The sequence below is a fragment of the Pseudarthrobacter sp. AG30 genome (assembly GCF_003116525.1).
Classification (GTDB): domain Bacteria; phylum Actinomycetota; class Actinomycetes; order Actinomycetales; family Micrococcaceae; genus Arthrobacter.
This window is the reverse complement of the sequence record NZ_QEHL01000001.1, coordinates 81,222-99,327: the sequence shown is the minus strand read 5'-3', so window position 1 is coordinate 99,327 and position 18,106 is coordinate 81,222. Positions and strand designations below refer to the sequence as shown.

Sequence of the window (18,106 nt, the reverse complement as noted above, 5' to 3'; positions counted from 1 at the left end):
CATCCTAGGGGGCAAGCCTGCGGGCCAGCTGAAAGTCCGGGTGGCCAAATCCCGGTAAACTTGATGATTGTGACTTCCCAAAACACCCCCGCGCCCAAGAACGCCCCGGAGCCCCTCGACGCCAGCGAGCAGATGCGGATCCGCATGGAAAAGCGCGCCAAACTTCTTGAGCGCGGCGCGGAGGCGTACCCCGTGAGAGTGGAACGCACGCATTCCCTCGCCGAGATCCGGGAAAAGTACGCCCACCTCGAAGCGGACGACACCACCGGCGACACCGTGGGCGTCACCGGCCGGGTGGTCTTCGTCCGGAACACCGGCAAGCTCTGCTTCGCCACCCTGCAGGAGGGCGGCACCGACGGCAAGGGCACACGCCTGCAGGCCATGCTGAGCCTGGCCAACGTGGGGGAGGAAGCCCTCGCGGAATGGAAAGCCCTGGTGGACTTGGGCGACCATGTGTTCATCAAGGGCGAGGTCATTTCCTCCCGCCGCGGCGAACTCTCCGTCATGGCCGAATCCTGGTCCATGGCATCCAAGGCCCTCCGCCCGCTGCCCGTCCTGCACGCGGACCTGAACGAGGAAACCCGCGTCCGCCAGCGCTACGTGGACCTGATGGTCCGTGACGAAGCCCGCGAAATGGTCTACACCCGGGCCGCCATCACCCGCTCCATCCGCGAAACGCTGTTCCGCCACCGCTACGTGGAAGTGGAAACGCCCATCCTGCAGCTGGTCCACGGCGGCGCCCTGGCACGCCCGTTCGAGACCCACATGAACGCGTTCGACCAGAAGATGACCCTCCGGATCGCCACCGAGCTGTACCTCAAGCGGGCAGTGGTGGGCGGCATCGACCGCGTCTACGACATGGGCCGCGTGTTCCGCAACGAGGGCGTCGATTCCACCCACAGCCCCGAATTCACCACCCTTGAATGCTACGAGGCCTGGGCTGACCAGTTCGTCATGGCCGAACGGATCAAGGAGATTATCCTTGACGCCGCGGACGCCGTGGGGGCCGGACGCGTGCTGCAGACCGAGGCGGGGGAGATCAACCTCGACGGCGACTGGGCCTGGCTGCCCGTCTACCCGGGGCTTTCCGAGGCGGTCGGGCAGGACATTACGCCGGACACCTCCGTGGACGTGCTCCGCGAGCTCGCGGCCAAGCACGAGGTCAAGGTTGATCCCAAGTGGGACGCCGAGAAGCTGGTGGTTGAGCTCTTCGGCGAAATCGTGGAGCCCACCCTGCTCAACCCCACCTTCGTGTACGACTACCCGCCCTCGGCCCAGCCGCTGGCCCGCCCGCACCGCGAGGACGGCCGGCTGATCGAGGCCTGGGACCTGATCATCGGCGGCATGGAACGCGGCACCGCGTTTTCCGAGCTGATCGACCCCGTCATCCAGCGCGAACGCCTCACCGAGCAGTCCCTGCACGCGGCCGCCGGCGACGTCGAAGCCATGCAGCTGGACGAGGACTTCCTGCGCGCCCTTGAGTACGGCGCCCCGCCCATGGGCGGCATCGGCCTGGGCATCGACCGGCTGGTGATGCTGTTCACCGGAGCCGGTATCCGCGAAACCATCCTGTTCCCGCTGCTGAAGCCCGAAGGGCACTGACCATGGAATACGTAGCCGTCATTCTTCCCTCCCTGGTGGTGGGCCTGATTTTCTGGTTTGCCATGAAGGCGATCTTCAACGCGGACAAGGCCGAGCGCCAGGCCGAGGCCCGTGCCCAGGCCGAGGCGGATTCGCTCCCGGCGCGGCCCGCCGACGGCCCCCGGCCGGAATCGCAATAGATTAAATCCCCGTCGACTTTCCGCCTTTATCCACCGGGAACCAAAAGGCGCTTTGACGCGTTGCCAACATAAGAGTCATACTTTTTAGGGAAACATCCTGCTTTTCTGAAAATCGAACTTTCCAGCAAGAGGAAGACTTTTAATGGCACAGAAAGTAAACATCATCCTCGTTGATGATCTGGATGGGGGATCCGCAGACGAGAATGTTAAGTTCGGCCTCGATGGGGTCAACTACGAGATTGACCTGTCGGCAGCCAATGCCGCTGAACTTCGGTCTTCACTGGAGAGGTTCATTAACGCTGCACGCAAGGCTACCGGAGGTCGCACCGCCCAGCGGGCCAAGGCTCCCACCGGCGGCCGCAGCCACGATTCGGCGCAAATCCGGCAATGGGCCCGGGATAACGGCTACACCGTTAACAGCCGCGGCCGAATTCAGGCTGAAATCCAGGAGGCCTACCAAAAGGCAAATTCCTAGCTACGGGGCCAACCTGGCTAAAAGCCCTGCTTCCCGCCTTGGGGAGGCAGGGCTTTTGTCTGCGGCACGTAATAAGGGTATGGGCGGAATTAATCCCGCAGCGCACCCGGGGATTCGCCGCGGCGCGATTCACGGCGCAGCAGGCTGCCGGCAGCAAACTGCTCGGTGACATAGAACACGAAAGGCGGAATATCGCCTGTTTTCGCCAGCACTACCGCACATCCGACACTGGCAAGGCCAACCGCTGCCGCTTCCTTTTTCCGGTGCGGCAAGGTTGCCAGGGCGCCGGAGAGGGACCCGAGCGCGAGCACATGCAGCCACGCATAGGCGTAGAACGGCCATGCCGGGAAGCGGCGCGCCGCGAAGCGCTCCAGGTCCGATGCTCGCATTGCAAGCTCGGAGACGAACAGAGGCGCTCCGGCGGCAAGTGCGACGGCGGCTGTGCCGGCGAGTGCCCTGCTCCTTCCCGGCGGGAGGGCGAGGGCCAGCCGCGCAAACGCCGCGGGCATGGCAGCGGTTCCCGCCGCGGCGACATGTTGTCCCGCCACCCACCAGCGCTGCCCTTTGCGGAGCATGTCCAGCCGCCGCGCAGCGTCGGGCTCAAGGTATACCCCCGGCACCGGGCTGATGCCGATCAGCCAAACCCCGCCCGCCGCGAGTGCAACCCCCGCCGGGCGCCTGACGCGTTCCAGGTCCACCTTCGGCATCTCCCGCCCTCCCTGTTGGTTCACGCTGCCCTCGTTGCTCCCGTTGAAGCGGCCAGGCCCGCTGTTATGGCCAAGAATGGCGCAACACCCGGCCGGGGACAAGGGTTCTTTGATGGACTCCTTTGACCGCTGATGCCCGGTGTCCCAGGTCCTTTGGAGGGGGCGCGGCATTATTCCGGCAAGACCCATGTTTCCCCTGTGGCGAACACGCTCCACAACTCCGGACCGGCCACGTAGCATCAAAGTACGTCGTAGCTAGGAGTGTGGCGAAATGTTTGAGCGATTTACGGACCGTGCCCGTCGCGTAGTTGTGCTTGCCCAAGAAGAGGCACGCATGCTGAACCACAATTACATCGGTACCGAACACATCCTCTTGGGTCTGATCCATGAGGGTGAGGGTGTTGCCGCTAAAGCTCTTGAGTCCTTGAGCATTTCGCTCGACGGCGTTCGCGAGCAGGTGCAGGAGATCATCGGGCAGGGCCAGCAGGCTCCTTCCGGCCACATCCCCTTCACCCCCCGTGCCAAGAAGGTACTGGAGCTCTCGCTGCGCGAAGCCCTCCAGTTGGGCCACAACTACATCGGCACGGAGCACATCCTGCTCGGCCTCATCCGCGAGGGTGAGGGCGTCGCCGCCCAGGTGCTGGTCAAGCTCGGCGCAGACCTCAACCGGGTCCGCCAGCAGGTCATCCAGCTCCTCTCCGGCTACCAGGGCAAGGAAACCACCGGCGCAGGCGTCGGTGGCGGACAGCCCGAAGGCGCACCCGCCGGTTCCGTCGTCCTGGACCAGTTCGGCCGCAACCTGACCCAGGCTGCGCGCGAGAACAAGCTGGACCCCGTCATCGGCCGCGAGCAGGAAATGGAACGTGTCATGCAGGTCCTTTCCCGCCGCACCAAGAACAACCCTGTCCTCATTGGCGAGCCCGGCGTCGGCAAGACCGCCGTCGTCGAAGGCCTGGCCCAGGCGATCGTGCGCGGCGATGTCCCGGAGACCATCCGCGACAAGCAGCTTTACACACTCGACCTCGGCTCCCTGGTGGCAGGTTCCCGCTACCGCGGCGACTTCGAAGAGCGGCTCAAGAAGGTCCTCAAGGAGATCCGCACCCGTGGCGACATCATCCTGTTCATCGACGAGATCCACACCCTGGTGGGTGCCGGTGCCGCCGAAGGCGCCATCGATGCGGCCTCGATCCTGAAGCCCATGCTGGCCCGCGGCGAGCTGCAGACCATCGGTGCCACCACGCTGGACGAGTACCGCAAGCACATTGAGAAGGATGCCGCGCTGGAGCGCCGCTTCCAGCCGATCCAGGTCAAGGAACCCTCCGTGGCCCACGCCATCGAGATCCTCAAGGGCCTGCGCGACCGGTACGAGGCACACCACCGCGTCACCATCACCGACGGTGCCCTCGCCTCCGCCGCAAGCCTCGCCGAGCGCTACATCTCGGACCGCTTCCTGCCGGACAAGGCGATCGACCTGATCGACGAGGCTGGCGCCCGGTTGCGCATCCGCCGCATGACCGCTCCGCCGGAGCTCAAAGCCATGGACGAGCGCATCGCCAAGCTGAAAATGGAGAAGGAATCCGCCATCGACGCCCAGGACTTCGAAGGTGCAGCTTCGCTCCGTGACAAGGAGCAGAAGATGATCTCCGAGCGCGCGGAGAAGGAACGGCACTGGAAGTCCGGCGGCATGGACGACATCTCCGAGGTGGATGAGGACCTCATCGCCGAGGTGCTGGCCAACTCCACGGGCATTCCCGTCTTCAAGCTGACCGAGGAAGAGTCCTCGCGCCTGCTCAAGATGGAAGACGAACTGCACAAGCGCGTCGTCGGCCAGGACGAGGCCATCAAGGCGCTCTCCCAGGCCATCCGCCGCACCCGTGCAGGGCTCAAGGACCCCAAGCGCCCCGGCGGCTCGTTCATCTTCGCCGGCCCCACCGGCGTCGGCAAGACCGAGCTCGCAAAGGCCCTCGCCGAGTTCCTGTTCGGTGAAGAGGACGCCCTCATCACCCTGGACATGTCCGAGTACTCAGAGAAGCACACCGTCTCGCGGCTCTTCGGTGCCCCTCCGGGCTACGTGGGCTACGAAGAGGGTGGCCAGCTGACCGAGAAGGTCCGCCGCCGTCCGTTCTCCGTGGTGCTGTTCGACGAAGTGGAAAAGGCCCACGCGGACCTCTTCAACTCGCTGCTGCAGATCCTGGAAGACGGCCGCCTGACCGACTCCCAGGGCCGCGTGGTGGACTTCAAGAACACCGTGATCATCATGACCACCAACCTGGGTACCCGGGACATCTCCAAGAGCGTCGCCACCGGCTTCCAGTCCGGCACCGACACGCAGACCGGCTACAACCGCATGCGTGCACGGGTCACGGAGGAACTCAAGCAGCACTTCCGCCCCGAGTTCCTGAACCGTGTTGACGACGTCGTGGTGTTCCCGCAGCTGACCCAGGACGAGATCATCGAGATCGTGGACCTGTTCGTCACCCGCCTGGAGAAGCGCCTCAAGGACAAGGACATGGGCATCGAGCTCACCAAGGCCGCCAAGGTGCTCCTGGCAACCCGCGGCTACGATCCCGCCATGGGTGCCCGGCCGCTGCGCCGCACCATCCAGCGCGAGATCGAGGACCAGCTCTCCGAGAAGATCCTCTTCGGCGAGATCCACCCCGGCGACATCGTCGTGGTGGATGTCGAGGGCGAAGGCGACGACGCGAAGTTCACCTTCGCCGGCAACGCCAAGCCGCGCATCCCGGAGATCGCCCCAAGCGTCTAGCCTCCACAGCCAAAGCCCCGCCGCTCCCCTCGGAGCGGCGGGGCTTTCGCATTGTGATCAGCGGCACAAACCGTGTTGAATCGGGGCATGGCTAACTTGGAACCGGTGATCCCGGATGAGCAACCACTGACCCCCTTCCACGACCTCGACCACTACCTCTCCATCCCACGGGTAAGCGGCCTTGCCTTGAGCCCCGACGGTTCGCGGCTGGTCACCACCGTCAGCACCCTCAACGGCAAGGGCACCGAATTCGCCACGGCGCTGTGGGAGCTGGACCCGGCAGGACAAAAACACGCCCGCCGCATCACCCGCAGCGCCAAGGGCGAAGCGGGTGCCGCCTTCGCGGCCAACGGTGACGTGTACTTCACGTCCGCACGGCCGGACCCGGACAGCCCGGACGAGGAGCCGGTCAACGCGCTCTGGATGCTTCCCGCTGACGGCGGCGAAGCCCGGGTGGTCCTCAGCCGGCCCGGCGGCATCAGCCGCATCATGACGGCCAGGGACGCCGACGCGGCCTTTGTGACGGCAGAGGTCCTGGCCGGATCCGCCGACGAAGGAGACGACGCCGAGCGGCGCAAGTCCCGGAAGGACAAGAAGGTCTCGGCCATCCTGCACAGCGAATACCCGGTCCGCTACTGGGACGCGGACCTGGGGCCGGCCCAGCCGCGCATCTTTGCCGTCGAGCCGGGGGAGGACGCGGCTCCTGGCAAGCCCGCCACGGTTGACGCCACCGCGCCCCTTGTCCTGCGCAACCTCACGCCCGACGCCGGGCCCCGGCTGCGCGAGGCGGAAACCGTGGTCAGCCCGGACGGGAAGACCATTTACAGCAGTTACGCCAAGCCCCTCGCCAAGGCTGACAGTCGATCCATCCTCGTGGCCGTGGATGTGGCCTCGGGCAGCCTCAAGGTCCTGCTGGACCACGAAGGCATGAGCTACTTTCCGGGGCCCGTCAGCCCTGACGGCAGGACGCTCGTGGTGGTCAGCGAGTCCGACTCCACCCCGCACAAGGCGCCGGAGATCAAGCTGCACCTGCTCGACGTGTCCGGTGACGCCGCCGTCGACGACGCTTCCGGCCTGCAGCCCCTCGCCCATGACTGGGACCGCTGGGCCAAGCCCGCAGCCTGGCTTCCGGACGGCTCCGCCATCCTCGTCACGGCGGACGACGACGGCGCGTCGCCGGTTTTTCGGGTCAGCGTTCCGTCCGCTGCCGCCGAGGTGGGCGTCACCCGGGTGACGCAGGACTCCGCGGCGTACACCGACGTCGCCATCTCTCCGGAGGGACGCCACGCGTACGCCCTCCGGAGTTCCTATGCGTTCCCACCCGAGGCCGTGCGCATCGACCTGGCCAGCGGCGAAACCACGCGCCTGCCCGCTCCGGCCGAACGCCCGGCCAGTCCCGGACGGCTGGAGCGCATCGCGGCCTCCGCTGCCGACGGTTCCCGCGTCCCCGCATACCTTGCGCTGCCGGAGGGTGCCTCTGCCGGGTCCCCGGCGCCGCTGCTGCTCTGGATCCACGGCGGTCCGCTGGGCTCCTGGAACGCCTGGACCTGGCGTTGGAACCCCTGGCTCCTGGCGGCCAAGGGCTACGCCGTCCTGCTCCCCGATCCGGCCTTGTCCACCGGATATGGGCAATCGCACATCCAGCGCGGCTGGGGTTCCTGGGGGAAAGCGCCGTTCACCGATCTCATGGCCGTCACGGACGCCGCCGTGGAGCGCCCGGATATTGACCCGGCGCGGACCGCCGCCATGGGAGGCTCCTTTGGTGGCTACATGGCCAACTGGGTTGCGGGCAACACGGACCGGTTCAAGGCCGTGGTGACCCACGCCAGCCTGTGGGCCCTGGACCAGTTTGGTCCCACCACGGATGCCTCGCAGTACTGGCTGAAGGAAATGACCGAGGAGATGGCACTGGAGAACTCCCCGCATCTGCACGCGGATAACATCAGCACCCCCATGCTGGTGATCCATGGCGACAGGGACTACCGGGTGCCCATCGGCGAGGGCCTGCGCCTCTGGTATGAGCTGCTGTCCAAGTCCCGGCTGGCCGCGGACGACGACGGGCAGACGCCGCACCGGTTCCTCTACTTCCCGGACGAGAACCACTGGATCCTCAAGCCACAGCACGCCAAGGTCTGGTACCAGGTGGTGGAGTGGTTCCTGGCCAGGAACGTCCTGGGCCAAGAGATCGAGCTGCCGCCGGAACTCGGCCTCTAAATTCCCGGCCACCCCGACCTCGTAGGATGGCCTTGTGACTGACTCCTTCCATATCCGCCCTGCACGCACCAGCGACGTCCCGGCCATCAAGAAGCTCGTGGCGCCCCTGGCTGAGGAACGCATCCTGATGGCGAAGGAGACTGTGGCGTACTACGAGAGCCTGCAGGAGTTCAGGATCGCCGAGTCCAGTGACGGCGAAGTGATCGGCTGCGGGGCGTTGCACGTCATGTGGGAGGACCTTGCCGAAATCCGCACGCTCGCGGCCTCCGGGCAATGGCGGGGCAAGGGGGTGGGGCACGTCCTGGTGGAGAAGCTGTTGGAGGAAGCCCGGGCCCTTGGTGTGGCCCGGGTTTTCTGCCTGACGTTCGAGGTGGACTTCTTCAAGCGCCACGGATTCGAAGTGATGGCCGACCAGTCCGCCGTGGACCCTGAGGTGTACTCGGAGCTCCTGCGCTCCCATGACGAAGGCGTGGCGGAATTCCTGGACCTGGCCCGCGTCAAGCCGAATACCCTGGGCAACACCCGGATGATCCGCATCCTCTGAACGCCGTCCCGGCAAGGAATCAATGACCCGTCCTTGCATTATTCGAATTGATGGATAAACTATCTGTGGCCGGGATATGGGGGGCCTCAGGAAAGGGACAGTCATTGGGGGCTGTCCCTTTGCTGCGTCCGGGGCAGGGGTGCGGGGAAAACCGGATCGAACGAACCTACCGCCACCGGCCACCCCGGTAGTAGGGTCAAAAAACACATCCTCCAGGAGCGCAGCCAGGAGCACCGCCATGAAGAAACTCATCAACGATCCCAAATCCGTCGTCGAGGAAGCCGTCCAGGGGTTTGGCCTGGCTTACGCCGACCTTGTCACGGTCAGCAACGACCCCATCTACATCACGCGCAAGGATGCGCCCGTGGCCGGCAAGGTGGGGCTGGTTTCCGGCGGAGGCAGCGGCCACGAGCCGCTGCACGCCGGCTATGTGGGCAAAGGAATGCTCGACGCCGCCGTGCCGGGGGCGGTGTTCACCTCACCGACGCCTGACCAGATCCTTCCGGCCACCCTGGCCGTCAATTCCGGCGCCGGGGTGGTGCATATCGTCAAGAACTACACCGGTGACGTCCTGAACTTCGAAACCGCCGCCGAGCTCGCCGAGGCCGAAGGCGTCACCGTCCGCACCGTCCTGGTCAACGACGACGTCGCAGTGGAGGACTCGCTCTACACGGCCGGCCGACGCGGAGTGGGAGGCACCGTCCTGGTGGAAAAGATCGCCGGGGCCGCGGCGGAACGCGGCGACGACCTCGACGCCGTGGCCGCCATTGGCGAGAGGGTCAATGCCAACGTCAGGACCATGGGCGTTGCGCTGTCTGCCTGCACCGTTCCCCACGCCGGCACCCCGAGCTTCGACCTTGCCGACGACGAGATCGAAATCGGCATCGGTATCCACGGCGAGCCAGGCCGGCACAAAATCCCGATGGAAAACGCAGACAGCATCACCAACCGCCTGCTGGAACCCGTCCTTGCCGACCTGCACGTCAGCGCAGGGGACAAGGTGCTGCTGTTCGTCAACGGCATGGGCGGCACCCCGCTGAGCGAGCTCTACATCGTGTACCGGCGGGCCGTGCAGGTGCTTGCCGACGCCGGGGCCACGGTGGAGCGCTCGCTGGTGGGCAACTACATCACCGCCCTGGAGATGCAGGGCTGCTCCATCTCGGTGCTCCGGCTCGATGACGAGCTTACGGAACTGTGGGACGCCCCCGTCCACACCGCTGCCCTGCGCTGGGGCGTCTAACCATGGGGCTGGACGCGAACTGGGCCGTGAAATGGCTGACCCTCTGCGCGCAGGCCATGGCCGAGCACCGGGTGGAACTGATCGAACTGGACCGGGCCATCGGGGACTCGGACCACGGCGAGAACATGGACCGCGGCTTCCAGGCGGTCCTGGCCAAGCTCGGCGAATCCATGCCGGAGACACCCGGCGCGGCCTTGAAGATGACGGCAATGACCCTGATGTCCAAGGTTGGCGGTGCTGCCGGCCCGCTCTACGGTACCGCTTTCCTGCGCGCCGCCACGGCGGTGGGCGATGCTGCCGAGATCGATCCCTCCGCCTGGGCCGATGCACTGGCAGCCGCCCGGGACGGGATCGTGGCGCGCGGGAAGGCGGAGCCAGGGGACAAGACGATGGTGGACGCGTGGACACCCGCGGTTGACGCTGCGCGGGCGGCTGCGGACGGCGGCAGCGCAGGCCTCCTTGGCGTCCTCGTGGCGGCAGCGGAAGCTGCCGAGGCCGGTGCCGTTGCCACGGATCCGCTGATTGCCCGCAAGGGCCGCGCCAGCTACCTCGGCGAACGCAGTGCCGGGCACCGGGATCCCGGCGCTGTTTCCAGCGCCCTAATCCTGCGCGCGGCAGTCGGGGCTGCCGCGTGACCGTAAGCATCGTGGTGGTGTCCCACAGCGCAAAGATTGCCGATGGCGCCACGGAACTTGCCGCCCAGATGGCACCTGGTGTGGTGCTCCTGGCCGCCGGAGGCACCGACGACGGCAGGATCGGCACCAGCCTGGAAAAGGTCCTCGCCGCCCTGGAGCAGGCCGGCGGGGACGGGACAGTGGTCCTCACGGATTTGGGGTCGGCCGTGATGACCGCCGAATCGGCTCTCGAGTTCCTGGGAGATCCCGACGGCGTCCTGCTCGCAGATGCGCCCCTGGTGGAGGGCCTGGTGGCCGCGGCGGTGGCTGCGCAGGGCGGGGCTGACGCGCAGGCAGTCAAGCGTGCTGCGGAGGCGGCGTTCGGCTCGGCCCGCCAGCCGGCGCCGGACTCCGGCCAGGCCGCCGAAGAGGGCCCGGGCGCCGGCGCACCACCGGACTGCACCGGTGACTTCGAGCTGGTAAACCAGGCCGGCATGCACGCCCGGCCGGCGGCGAAAATGGCCGGCGGCCTATCCTCCCTCGACGCGGAAGTGACCATCAACGGGGTGGACGGCGCCTCCATGACGGGCCTGATGACCCTGGGCGCAGGCAAGGGTTCGGTCCTGCATGTGGAGGCCTGGGGCGCGGATGCCGAACGGGCCGTGAGCTACGTGGGCGCCTTGGTGCAGTCCGGCTTCGGTGAACCGTGACGTTCCAATCCGTGGCTTCGCGGTGTGTTCCGGAGGCCTGCGCGCTTTCCTGGGAATAAGCTCGATGCGATGGAACGGCCGCCTGCAGAGAACCCACCGGATATTGAAGTGCTGGACGGCCAGATATCCGTGGAGGAGCTGCTCGCGGAACTCGGGTTCGAATGGACCGCTGAGCCGGTGGACGGCGGTGTGGTGCCCGGAACGTCGGGAGGCGAACCTTTCAGCCAGCCGGCTCTCTTCTAGCCCCGGCTCAGGTCCGCGGGTGCAGCCCCGAGCTGTCCAGCGTGACGGATGCTGACACGACCTTGCCGCATTCCTTACCGAAGGGATACGCCGCCTGCGGGTGGAATTCCAGGGTCCGCACGGGCAGGGCGGAGCCGTCTGTGGCGGCGCCGGAGGCCGTGATGGCCATGGGTGATTCGGTCAGGGTTTCCAGCATGAGCATCCCCACTGCGGTTCCGTCGGGCGAGGCCGTGGCGGAACAGATCCCACCAGCGCAGCCTTGGTCAACGGATGCGCTGCCGGGGCGCAGTTCAAGGTCCCCCTCCTTGCACGTACCGTCCTGGCAGGCGCGAAGATGCAGCTTGCCGACCCGCGGAGCGTAGTCGGCGCTGACTGTGACGGAGACGGCGGTGGCCTGCGCGATGGCGGGGCACGCGCTGGGGGTGGATCCGCACGCCGGCAGGGACACCGCGGCGGTGATCAAAACCAACAGGAGTCCGGGCCTGCCCATACTTTCAGGCTACGTCCCGGGCGGGACTACAGGGCGGTTCGTCCCGGATTAGCGGCAACATCGTTACCCGCCCCCGCGGTCACCCGAACGGGAAGATTCCGATGAACCAGAACAGGGCGATGGCGAAGACCGCGAAGAACGGGATCAGGCAGCCGAGGGCGGCACGTGGCGATGAGGAAACCTGGAACGACTCGTTGGGATTCGCCGGGTTGTACGCCACCTCCACGAGGGATCCCGGGACGGGCTGCTCGGCAAGGGAGACCTCGGACTTGCCCATGAAGAGGGTGCCCTGCGGATCCGTGAACTGGTAGGTGGGGTAGTGGCGGAGGTTCCGGTTGGAGCCGCCCACGCCGCTGGTCCAGCCGGTGGTGCTGCCGGTTACTGTGGCCTGCGTCTTGGGCCAGGCCGCCGTCCGTTGGTCCTGCTGCCTGGTTTTGCGCACGGAGCGCACCAGCGCGACGATGGCGGCGGCGACGAACAGTGCCCACACGATGTACAGAATGATCTTCATGGCTTCCCCCGGTTCCGGTCACCAAGAAGTATGCCATCCCCGTCCCGCACTTCGGGCGGCTCAGGCCGGGAGCCGGTAGCCGCCGTCGTGCATTTCTGCCAGGCCGTCCGCGAGCAGCCCGGCAAGCGCCCGTTCCAGCTGTTCGGGCGCGGAGTTGAGCCGGTGCAGGGCGGCCAGCGGCACGCCGACGCCTTCCGGGGCGAAGCCGAGGTCGGCGGGTTCGCGTTGGAACATCTCCGGCGGCACGGGCGCATCGGCCAGCCGCAGGACGGCCAGGACGGCGCCGCGGACCTGCCGGTCGGTGCCGTGCCAGGCCTGGCCTTTGGGCACGTACGACGGCGGCGGCTCACCCGCCGCTAGCCAGGCACAGGAGTCCTTCACCGGGCACGCGGCACACTTGGGTGCCCGGGCCGTGCACACCAGCGCTCCCAGCTCCATGACCGCAGCGTTCCAGCGCACGGAGGTGTCGTCGTCGTCCGGCAGCAGTGCCGCGGCCAGGCGCATCTCCGCCGCGGTCAGCGCGGGGGCGGGAAGGGCGACGCCGGAGATCAGCCGGGCGTGCACCCGGCGGATGTTGGTATCCACCACCGTTTCCCGGCGGCCGTAGGCGAAGGCGGCCACCGCCGCAGCCGTATAGCTGCCCACCCCGGGAAGTGCCAACAGGGCCGCGTACGTGTCCGGGACCTTGCCGCCATGGTCCTGCACAATGGCCGTGGCCGCGGCGTGCAGCCGGAGTGCCCGCCTGGGGTAGCCCAGCCGGCCCCAGGACCGCACGGCTTCGCCCGCGGGTTCGCCGGCCAGGCCGGCCGGGGTGGGCCAGCGCTTGAGCCATTCGTGCCAGACGGGAAGCACCCGCACCACGGGGGTCTGCTGCAGCATGATCTCGCTGACCAGTACGCCCCAGGGGGAGCAGTCAGGCTCCCGCCAGGGGAGGTCGCGGGCGATGCCGGCGAACCAGCCGTTGATCCGGTGATGGAGCCGCTGCAGGCGGTCCGGGCCGGGCACGGCCGCGGTGGTGGCGATGGTTTGAGTGTCGATTCCAACACTGTAGTTGATCGTTTCCGGCCCGCTGAAAACCGGTTGTGACCAGAGCGATGGCGGCCCGGCGGCGTGGTGGCGGTGCAGAACCAGAGGCGTTCCATAGCCTAGGAGGATGGGCAGGCAAGGCAATTCATCAGCACGCGGCACGGCATCCGGTTCCAGCAGCGTCCGGAAGCCGAGCCCGGCCGTGTACCGTCGCCGCCGGCTGGCAGCCGGCGGTGCCCTGCTCCTGGTGATTGCCCTGGTGCTGGGCGGCCTCGCCCTGGCGGGGGCCTTCAAGGGCGGCTCGCAGCAGGCCTCCTCGACCCAACCTTCCACCGCTGATCCGGCGGCTTCCCCGACGCCGTCCGCCACGGCGTCCGCGACGCCCTCCGCAGCGCCGTCGCCTACTGCCGCAGCCACACCCACGTGCAACCAGAACCTGGTGACCGTGACGGCGTCCACGGACAAGGCCGCCTATGGTCCCGGCGAAAACCCGATGCTCACGCTGAAGGTCACCAACGGCGGAACCGTGCCCTGCGAGGTCAATATCGGAACCTCGCAAATGGAGTTCCTGGTCACCAGCGGCTCGGACCGGATCTTCTCCTCCAAGGACTGCCAGGCGTCAAGCGAGGACCTGGAGAAGGTCATTGCCCCCGGCGCCAGCGAAACCGCCAACTTCCCTTGGGGCCGGAACCGCAGCGCCGATGGCTGCAAGCCCGTCTCGGCAGCACCCGGCGGTGGCGGGGCGTACTACATCTTCACCGCGAAACTGGGCTCGCGGGCCAGCCCTAAGGCCGTGTTCCAGCTGAACTGAGCCCACCGGGAAACCTCCGGGAGGTTTCCCGGTGCGCGGGAGCTCGATTCGTGTTTAGAGGAAGCGGTCCAGGAGGCTTGCTTCGGCCATCCGGCTCAGTCCTTCGCGGACCGTGCGGGCGCGCTGGTCGCCGATGCCGTCCACGGTCATCAGGTCATCGATGGTGGCGGCCATCAGGAACTGCAGGCCACCGAAATGGTCCACCAGGCGGTCCGCCACGGCCTTGGGAACTGCCTTCAGGCCGGACAGCAGCCGGTAGCCGCGCGGCTGCACGACGGCATCGAGATTGGCCTCGCCGCCGGCGAATCCCACGATCGCCGAAATCTTGCCCAGGTCGATCAATTCCGTTGGCCCCAGGTTCACCAGTTCACTGACGGCCTTCTCGATGTCCTCCGCGGAGGCGTTGGGGCTGGCGTAGTCGCGGATGATCACGTCGCTGCCGGGGCCCCGGCCCACCGTGAGTTCGTCGAGCTGGAGGGACAGAAGCCGGCCGTCCTCGCCGAGTTCCAGGACATACTGGGAGATTTCCTCGGAGATGCGGCGGACCATTTCCTGCCGCTGCAAGGTCACGGCCACGTCCCGCACCGTCACCATCGCCTCGATTTCCAGGGCCGAAAGGGAGCTGGTGACTTGGTCCAGCCGGGCGCGGTAGCGCTCAAGGGTGGCAAGGGCCTGGTTGGCGCGGGCCAGGACGTTTTCGGAGCCTTCCAGGACGTGCCGGAGGCCATTGACGTAGAGGGCGATGATCTGCATGGACTGGCTCACGGAGATTACCGGGACGCCGGTCTGTTTGGCCACCCGCTCGGCCGTGCGGTGGCGGGTTCCGGATTCCTGTGTCTCGATGCTTGAGTCCGGGACCAGCTGGACGGCGGCCCGCAGGATGTTGCCGGCGTCCTTGTCGCAGATGATGGCGCCGTCCATCTTGGCCAGCTCCCGCAGCCGGGTGGGCGAGAACTCGATCCCGATATCGAAACCGCCGGAGCAGATGGAGTCGATGGTCCGGTCGGAGCCCAGGACGATCAGCGCACCGGTACGCCCGCGGAGGATGCGTTCCAGGCCGTCGCGGAGGGGCGTTCCGGGGGCTACCCTGCCCAGAGTGGCCCGCAGCGATTCTTCGGGGCTCCGCGCCATGGTGTTTCCCTTCAAAGGTGCGGACCGCCGGCCGCGGGAATGCCGGCATCCGCAGTTGGCCGGCAGGATCAAAAAGTGCGCTGATTCCCGCAAGCTCAATGATAGGGGTAAGAAACGCCACTTCCGCACGGGCAAGCCCCAAAGTGCCTCATTGGGGGGTGCTTGGAACAGGAGGGAAAGTGGGCGCTGCGGCCGGTCCCGGGAGGGCACTTTGCCCTGCGTTGGCCCGGGCTCCGGGCCCTGTTCAGGAGGACCCGTTGGCCAGGGGCGTCACGGTCCTGGTGCTCCCGTCCCAAAGCCTGGCGCCGGTGCACCGGCCCTCGATCCGCAGGTCCAGCAGGTCCATCGCTGTTCCGAGCTGGGGCCCGGCGATGCGCCGGGCAATGGTGACGTGCGGCGTCCAGGCTCCCGGACGCGTCAGTGGAAGCGCCCCGGACACGTCCCGGTGCAGCGCGCGGTGCAGGTCCAAGAGGGCGGGATCCAGCAGGACCGAACGGGCCAGGACGTACTTCCCCGTACCCGCAGGGAAAATGATTGCCCCGGAGAACGTCACGTCCAGGGGCAGCTGGTCCCACGGCCCATCCGGACCGGTCTCCAGCCCTGCGCCTGCAGCCAGCGTGATGTGCGGGCTGTTGCTGCGGGAGGTGTGCGCCGCCAGGCTGGGGAGGCCGGCAGCCGCAAGCCGTGCCCAGTCGGCCCTGACCAGGGAATCGGTGGGGTCATCGAAGACCAGCTCGATGCTGCGCATGAACACATCATGCCGTTCCGCGGCACGATGGTGGGAACGTCAGCGTTTACGTTCCCTGAGCATCCGCTCCAGGTCGCGGCTGACTTTGGAGAGGGAGGCTGCCCGGAGCGCCTTGTGTTCGGCGGCCGACTGGACACCGCGCTTCCGCGCCGCCCCGGGGTGCCTGGCGGGAGCCGGGTCGGCAGTTCCGGCGGTGGCCAGGCCTGCCGCGAGGTTGTTGCCGAGGTTTGTTGCCAGCGGATCGAAGAAAAGGTTGCCGGAGAAGGTGGGACCGTGCATCATCCGCCCAAGCTAGCCGGTACGCATTTCGTGGCCTTGAACGTCCGGTTTCGCACTCGTTAAGCGGAACGGCTCCCGTTTGCGGCCCTGCGATAAACTTGTACTTTGGCCGCTTGCCAATGACATTCCCCGCCCTTGAGTCGCAGCGCACTACCCGACAGGCCCCTGGGCAGCCACAACCGCAGCGAAAGTAGCACCGTGTCCCAAGATGTCCTGACCCCCGCCCGGATCTCCGAGATTCACAAGGAAGCGGGCCGCCGCAGGACCTTCGCCGTCATTTCCCACCCGGACGCCGGTAAGTCCACGCTCACCGAAGCGCTGGCCCTGCACGCAAAGGTGATCGGCACGGCCGGCGCCTCAAGCGGCAAGGCCAACCGCCGGGAAACGGTCTCGGACTGGATGCAGATGGAAAAGGACCGCGGTATCTCCATCAGCTCTGCGGCGCTGCAGTTCTCCTACCGGGACACCGTCATCAACCTGCTGGACACCCCCGGCCACGCCGACTTCTCCGAGGACACCTACCGGGTGCTCGCCGCCGTCGACTGTGCAGTGATGCTGGTGGACGCCGCCAAGGGCCTGGAAACCCAGACCATGAAGCTCTTCGACGTCTGCAAGCAGCGCAACCTGCCCATCATCACCGTCATCAACAAGTGGGACCGCCCGGGCCTGGACGCCCTGGCCCTGATGGATGAAATCACCGAACGCACCGGCCTGCAGCCCATGCCGCTGACCTGGGCCGTGGGCATCTCGGGCGATTTCCGCGGCGTCTGGGACCTCCGCAACGACCGCTTTGCCCGGTTCCAGCGGAACAATGCCGGCGCCCAGATCGCCATCACGGAATACTTCACGCCGGAGGAAGCCGCCGAAAACCAGGGCAGCAACTGGTCCGACGCCGTGGATGAGGCCGGACTGGTCATCGAGTCCAACCTTGAGTTCGACGTCGATGCCTTCCACGCCGGCAAGGCCACCCCCATCCTGTTCAGTTCGGCCGCACTCAACTTCGGTGTCAAGGAACTGCTGGACGCCCTGGTGGATTTCGCTCCGCCCGCAGCTCCCCGGCCGGACATCGACGGCAACCCCCGAGCGGTGGAAGCGCCGTTCTCCGGCTTCGTGTTCAAGGTCCAGGCCGGCATGAACAAGGCGCACCGGGACCACGTGGCCTTTATCCGCGTCTGCTCCGGCGTCTTTGAGCGCGGGATGGTGGTCACCCAGACCCGCACCGGAAAATCATTCGCCACCAAGTACGCACAGCAGGTTTTCGGCCGCGAACGCGAGGTCATCGACGAGGCTTACCCCGGCGATGTGGTTGGCTTGGTCAACGCTTCCTCGCTGCGGGTGGGAGACAGCCTGTTCCTTGACGAAGCAGTGGAATACCCGGCCATCCCGCTGTTCGCCCCGGAACACTTCCAGGTGGCACGGTCCAAGGACCCCAGCAAGTTCAAGCAGTTCCGCCGCGGCATCGAACAGCTCGAGCATGAGGGCGTCATCCAGCTCCTCCGCTCCGACCTGCGCGGCGACCAGGCACCGGTGCTCGCCGCCGTCGGACCGATGCAGTTCGAGGTGGTGGAGGACCGCATGGCGCACGACTTCAGCGCTCCCATGCGCCTGGAGCGCCTGCCGTACTCCCTGGCCCGGATTTCGACGGCGGACGCTATGCCTGCCCTGGCCAACGTTCCGGGCGCGGAGGTGCTCCTGCGGTCCGACGGCGAATACCTCGCATTGTTCAATGACGTTTGGGCGCTGCGGCGGATCGAGAAGAACCATCCGGACCTGACGCTGCTGCCCATCGGCACGCACAACCCGGCGAAGTAAGGCGGC

The 18,106-nt window shown here is 67.0% G+C and carries 19 protein-coding genes; 12 read left to right on the top strand and 7 right to left on the bottom strand.

Going from position 1 to position 18,106, the window contains the following annotated elements; translation table 11 throughout:
* The first annotated feature begins 63 nt into the window (after positions 1-63).
* The 3 genes from lysS (at position 64) to DC347_RS00475 (ending at position 2,256) form a co-directional block, all read left to right on the top strand.
* Positions 64-1,602: a lysine--tRNA ligase gene (gene lysS, locus DC347_RS00480; RefSeq protein ID WP_109044053.1), complete on the top strand. Its 1,539-nt coding sequence runs from the start codon at positions 64-66 to the stop codon at positions 1,600-1,602.
* 2 nt (positions 1,603-1,604) lie between these two features.
* Positions 1,605-1,781 (top strand): hypothetical protein, encoded by a 177-nt coding sequence (locus DC347_RS21595; protein WP_018762635.1) that lies wholly within the window; start codon positions 1,605-1,607, stop codon positions 1,779-1,781.
* 142 nt (positions 1,782-1,923) lie between these two features.
* Complete coding sequence (locus DC347_RS00475; protein WP_018762634.1) at positions 1,924-2,256, top strand: Lsr2 family protein; 333 nt, start codon at positions 1,924-1,926, stop codon at positions 2,254-2,256.
* An 89-nt stretch (positions 2,257-2,345) separates the two neighbouring features.
* Here DC347_RS00475 and DC347_RS00470 read toward each other — a convergent pair whose 3' ends face one another.
* Entirely contained in the window at positions 2,346-2,987 is a 642-nt protein-coding gene (locus DC347_RS00470; protein ID WP_240617655.1) for a hypothetical protein, read from the bottom strand.
* Positions 2,988-3,234: 247 nt separating this feature from the next.
* Between DC347_RS00470 and DC347_RS00465 the strand changes: the two genes are divergently transcribed.
* The 7 genes from DC347_RS00465 (at position 3,235) to DC347_RS21590 (ending at position 11,292) form a co-directional block, all read left to right on the top strand.
* Positions 3,235-5,727 carry an ATP-dependent Clp protease ATP-binding subunit gene (locus tag DC347_RS00465; RefSeq protein ID WP_026266017.1) on the top strand — a complete coding sequence of 831 codons (2,493 nt, stop codon included), beginning with the start codon at positions 3,235-3,237 and terminating at the stop codon, positions 5,725-5,727.
* Positions 5,728-5,814: 87 nt separating this feature from the next.
* Positions 5,815-7,941 carry a prolyl oligopeptidase family serine peptidase gene (locus tag DC347_RS00460; RefSeq protein WP_109044051.1) on the top strand — a complete coding sequence of 709 codons (2,127 nt, stop codon included), beginning with the start codon at positions 5,815-5,817 and terminating at the stop codon, positions 7,939-7,941.
* Positions 7,942-7,975: 34 nt separating this feature from the next.
* On the top strand, positions 7,976-8,485 hold the full coding sequence (locus tag DC347_RS00455) for an amino-acid N-acetyltransferase (protein WP_018763177.1): 510 nt from the start codon (positions 7,976-7,978) through the stop codon (positions 8,483-8,485).
* A 238-nt stretch (positions 8,486-8,723) separates the two neighbouring features.
* Positions 8,724-9,725 (top strand): dihydroxyacetone kinase subunit DhaK, encoded by a 1,002-nt coding sequence (gene dhaK / locus DC347_RS00450; protein WP_109044050.1) that lies wholly within the window; start codon positions 8,724-8,726, stop codon positions 9,723-9,725.
* A 2-nt stretch (positions 9,726-9,727) separates the two neighbouring features.
* Positions 9,728-10,360 carry a dihydroxyacetone kinase subunit DhaL gene (dhaL, locus tag DC347_RS00445; protein WP_109044049.1) on the top strand — a complete coding sequence of 211 codons (633 nt, stop codon included), beginning with the start codon at positions 9,728-9,730 and terminating at the stop codon, positions 10,358-10,360.
* The gene (dhaM, locus tag DC347_RS00440; RefSeq protein ID WP_109044048.1) at positions 10,357-11,049 is read left to right on the top strand and encodes a dihydroxyacetone kinase phosphoryl donor subunit DhaM; all 693 of its coding nucleotides are present in this window, start codon (positions 10,357-10,359) and stop codon (positions 11,047-11,049) included. Before dhaL ends, dhaM begins: the two co-directional genes overlap by 4 nt.
* A 69-nt stretch (positions 11,050-11,118) precedes the next feature.
* Complete coding sequence (locus tag DC347_RS21590) at positions 11,119-11,292, top strand: hypothetical protein (protein ID WP_018763181.1); 174 nt, start codon at positions 11,119-11,121, stop codon at positions 11,290-11,292.
* A gap of 7 nt (positions 11,293-11,299) precedes the next feature.
* Here the strand turns inward: DC347_RS21590 and DC347_RS00435 are convergent, their stop codons facing one another.
* From DC347_RS00435 to DC347_RS00425, 3 genes are all read right to left on the bottom strand, one after another.
* Entirely contained in the window at positions 11,300-11,782 is a 483-nt protein-coding gene (locus DC347_RS00435; protein ID WP_109044047.1) for a hypothetical protein, read from the bottom strand.
* A gap of 79 nt (positions 11,783-11,861) precedes the next feature.
* Positions 11,862-12,293: a DUF3592 domain-containing protein gene (locus tag DC347_RS00430; RefSeq protein ID WP_109044046.1), complete on the bottom strand. Its 432-nt coding sequence runs from the start codon at positions 12,291-12,293 to the stop codon at positions 11,862-11,864.
* A gap of 60 nt (positions 12,294-12,353) precedes the next feature.
* Positions 12,354-13,172, bottom strand: a complete 819-nt coding sequence (locus DC347_RS00425; protein ID WP_231369918.1) for an A/G-specific adenine glycosylase — start codon at positions 13,170-13,172, stop codon at positions 12,354-12,356.
* A 274-nt stretch (positions 13,173-13,446) separates the two neighbouring features.
* Between DC347_RS00425 and DC347_RS00420 the strand changes: the two genes are divergently transcribed.
* Positions 13,447-14,130 carry a hypothetical protein gene (locus tag DC347_RS00420; protein ID WP_109044045.1) on the top strand — a complete coding sequence of 228 codons (684 nt, stop codon included), beginning with the start codon at positions 13,447-13,449 and terminating at the stop codon, positions 14,128-14,130.
* A 54-nt stretch (positions 14,131-14,184) separates the two neighbouring features.
* Here the strand turns inward: DC347_RS00420 and disA are convergent, their stop codons facing one another.
* The 3 genes from disA to DC347_RS00405 form a co-directional block, all read right to left on the bottom strand.
* On the bottom strand, positions 14,185-15,261 hold the full coding sequence (disA, locus tag DC347_RS00415; protein ID WP_018763186.1) for a DNA integrity scanning diadenylate cyclase DisA: 1,077 nt from the start codon (positions 15,259-15,261) through the stop codon (positions 14,185-14,187).
* 244 nt (positions 15,262-15,505) lie between these two features.
* Positions 15,506-16,009, bottom strand: coding sequence for a 2'-5' RNA ligase family protein (locus DC347_RS00410; protein ID WP_109044229.1), 504 nt, complete (start codon positions 16,007-16,009; stop codon positions 15,506-15,508).
* A gap of 39 nt (positions 16,010-16,048) precedes the next feature.
* On the bottom strand, positions 16,049-16,291 hold the full coding sequence (locus tag DC347_RS00405) for a hypothetical protein (RefSeq protein WP_109044044.1): 243 nt from the start codon (positions 16,289-16,291) through the stop codon (positions 16,049-16,051).
* Between the two features lie 195 nt (positions 16,292-16,486).
* Here DC347_RS00405 and DC347_RS00400 point away from each other — a divergent pair, with 195 nt between their 5' ends.
* Entirely contained in the window at positions 16,487-18,100 is a 1,614-nt protein-coding gene (locus DC347_RS00400) for a peptide chain release factor 3 (RefSeq protein WP_109044043.1), read from the top strand.
* The last annotated feature ends 6 nt before the right edge of the window (positions 18,101-18,106 follow it).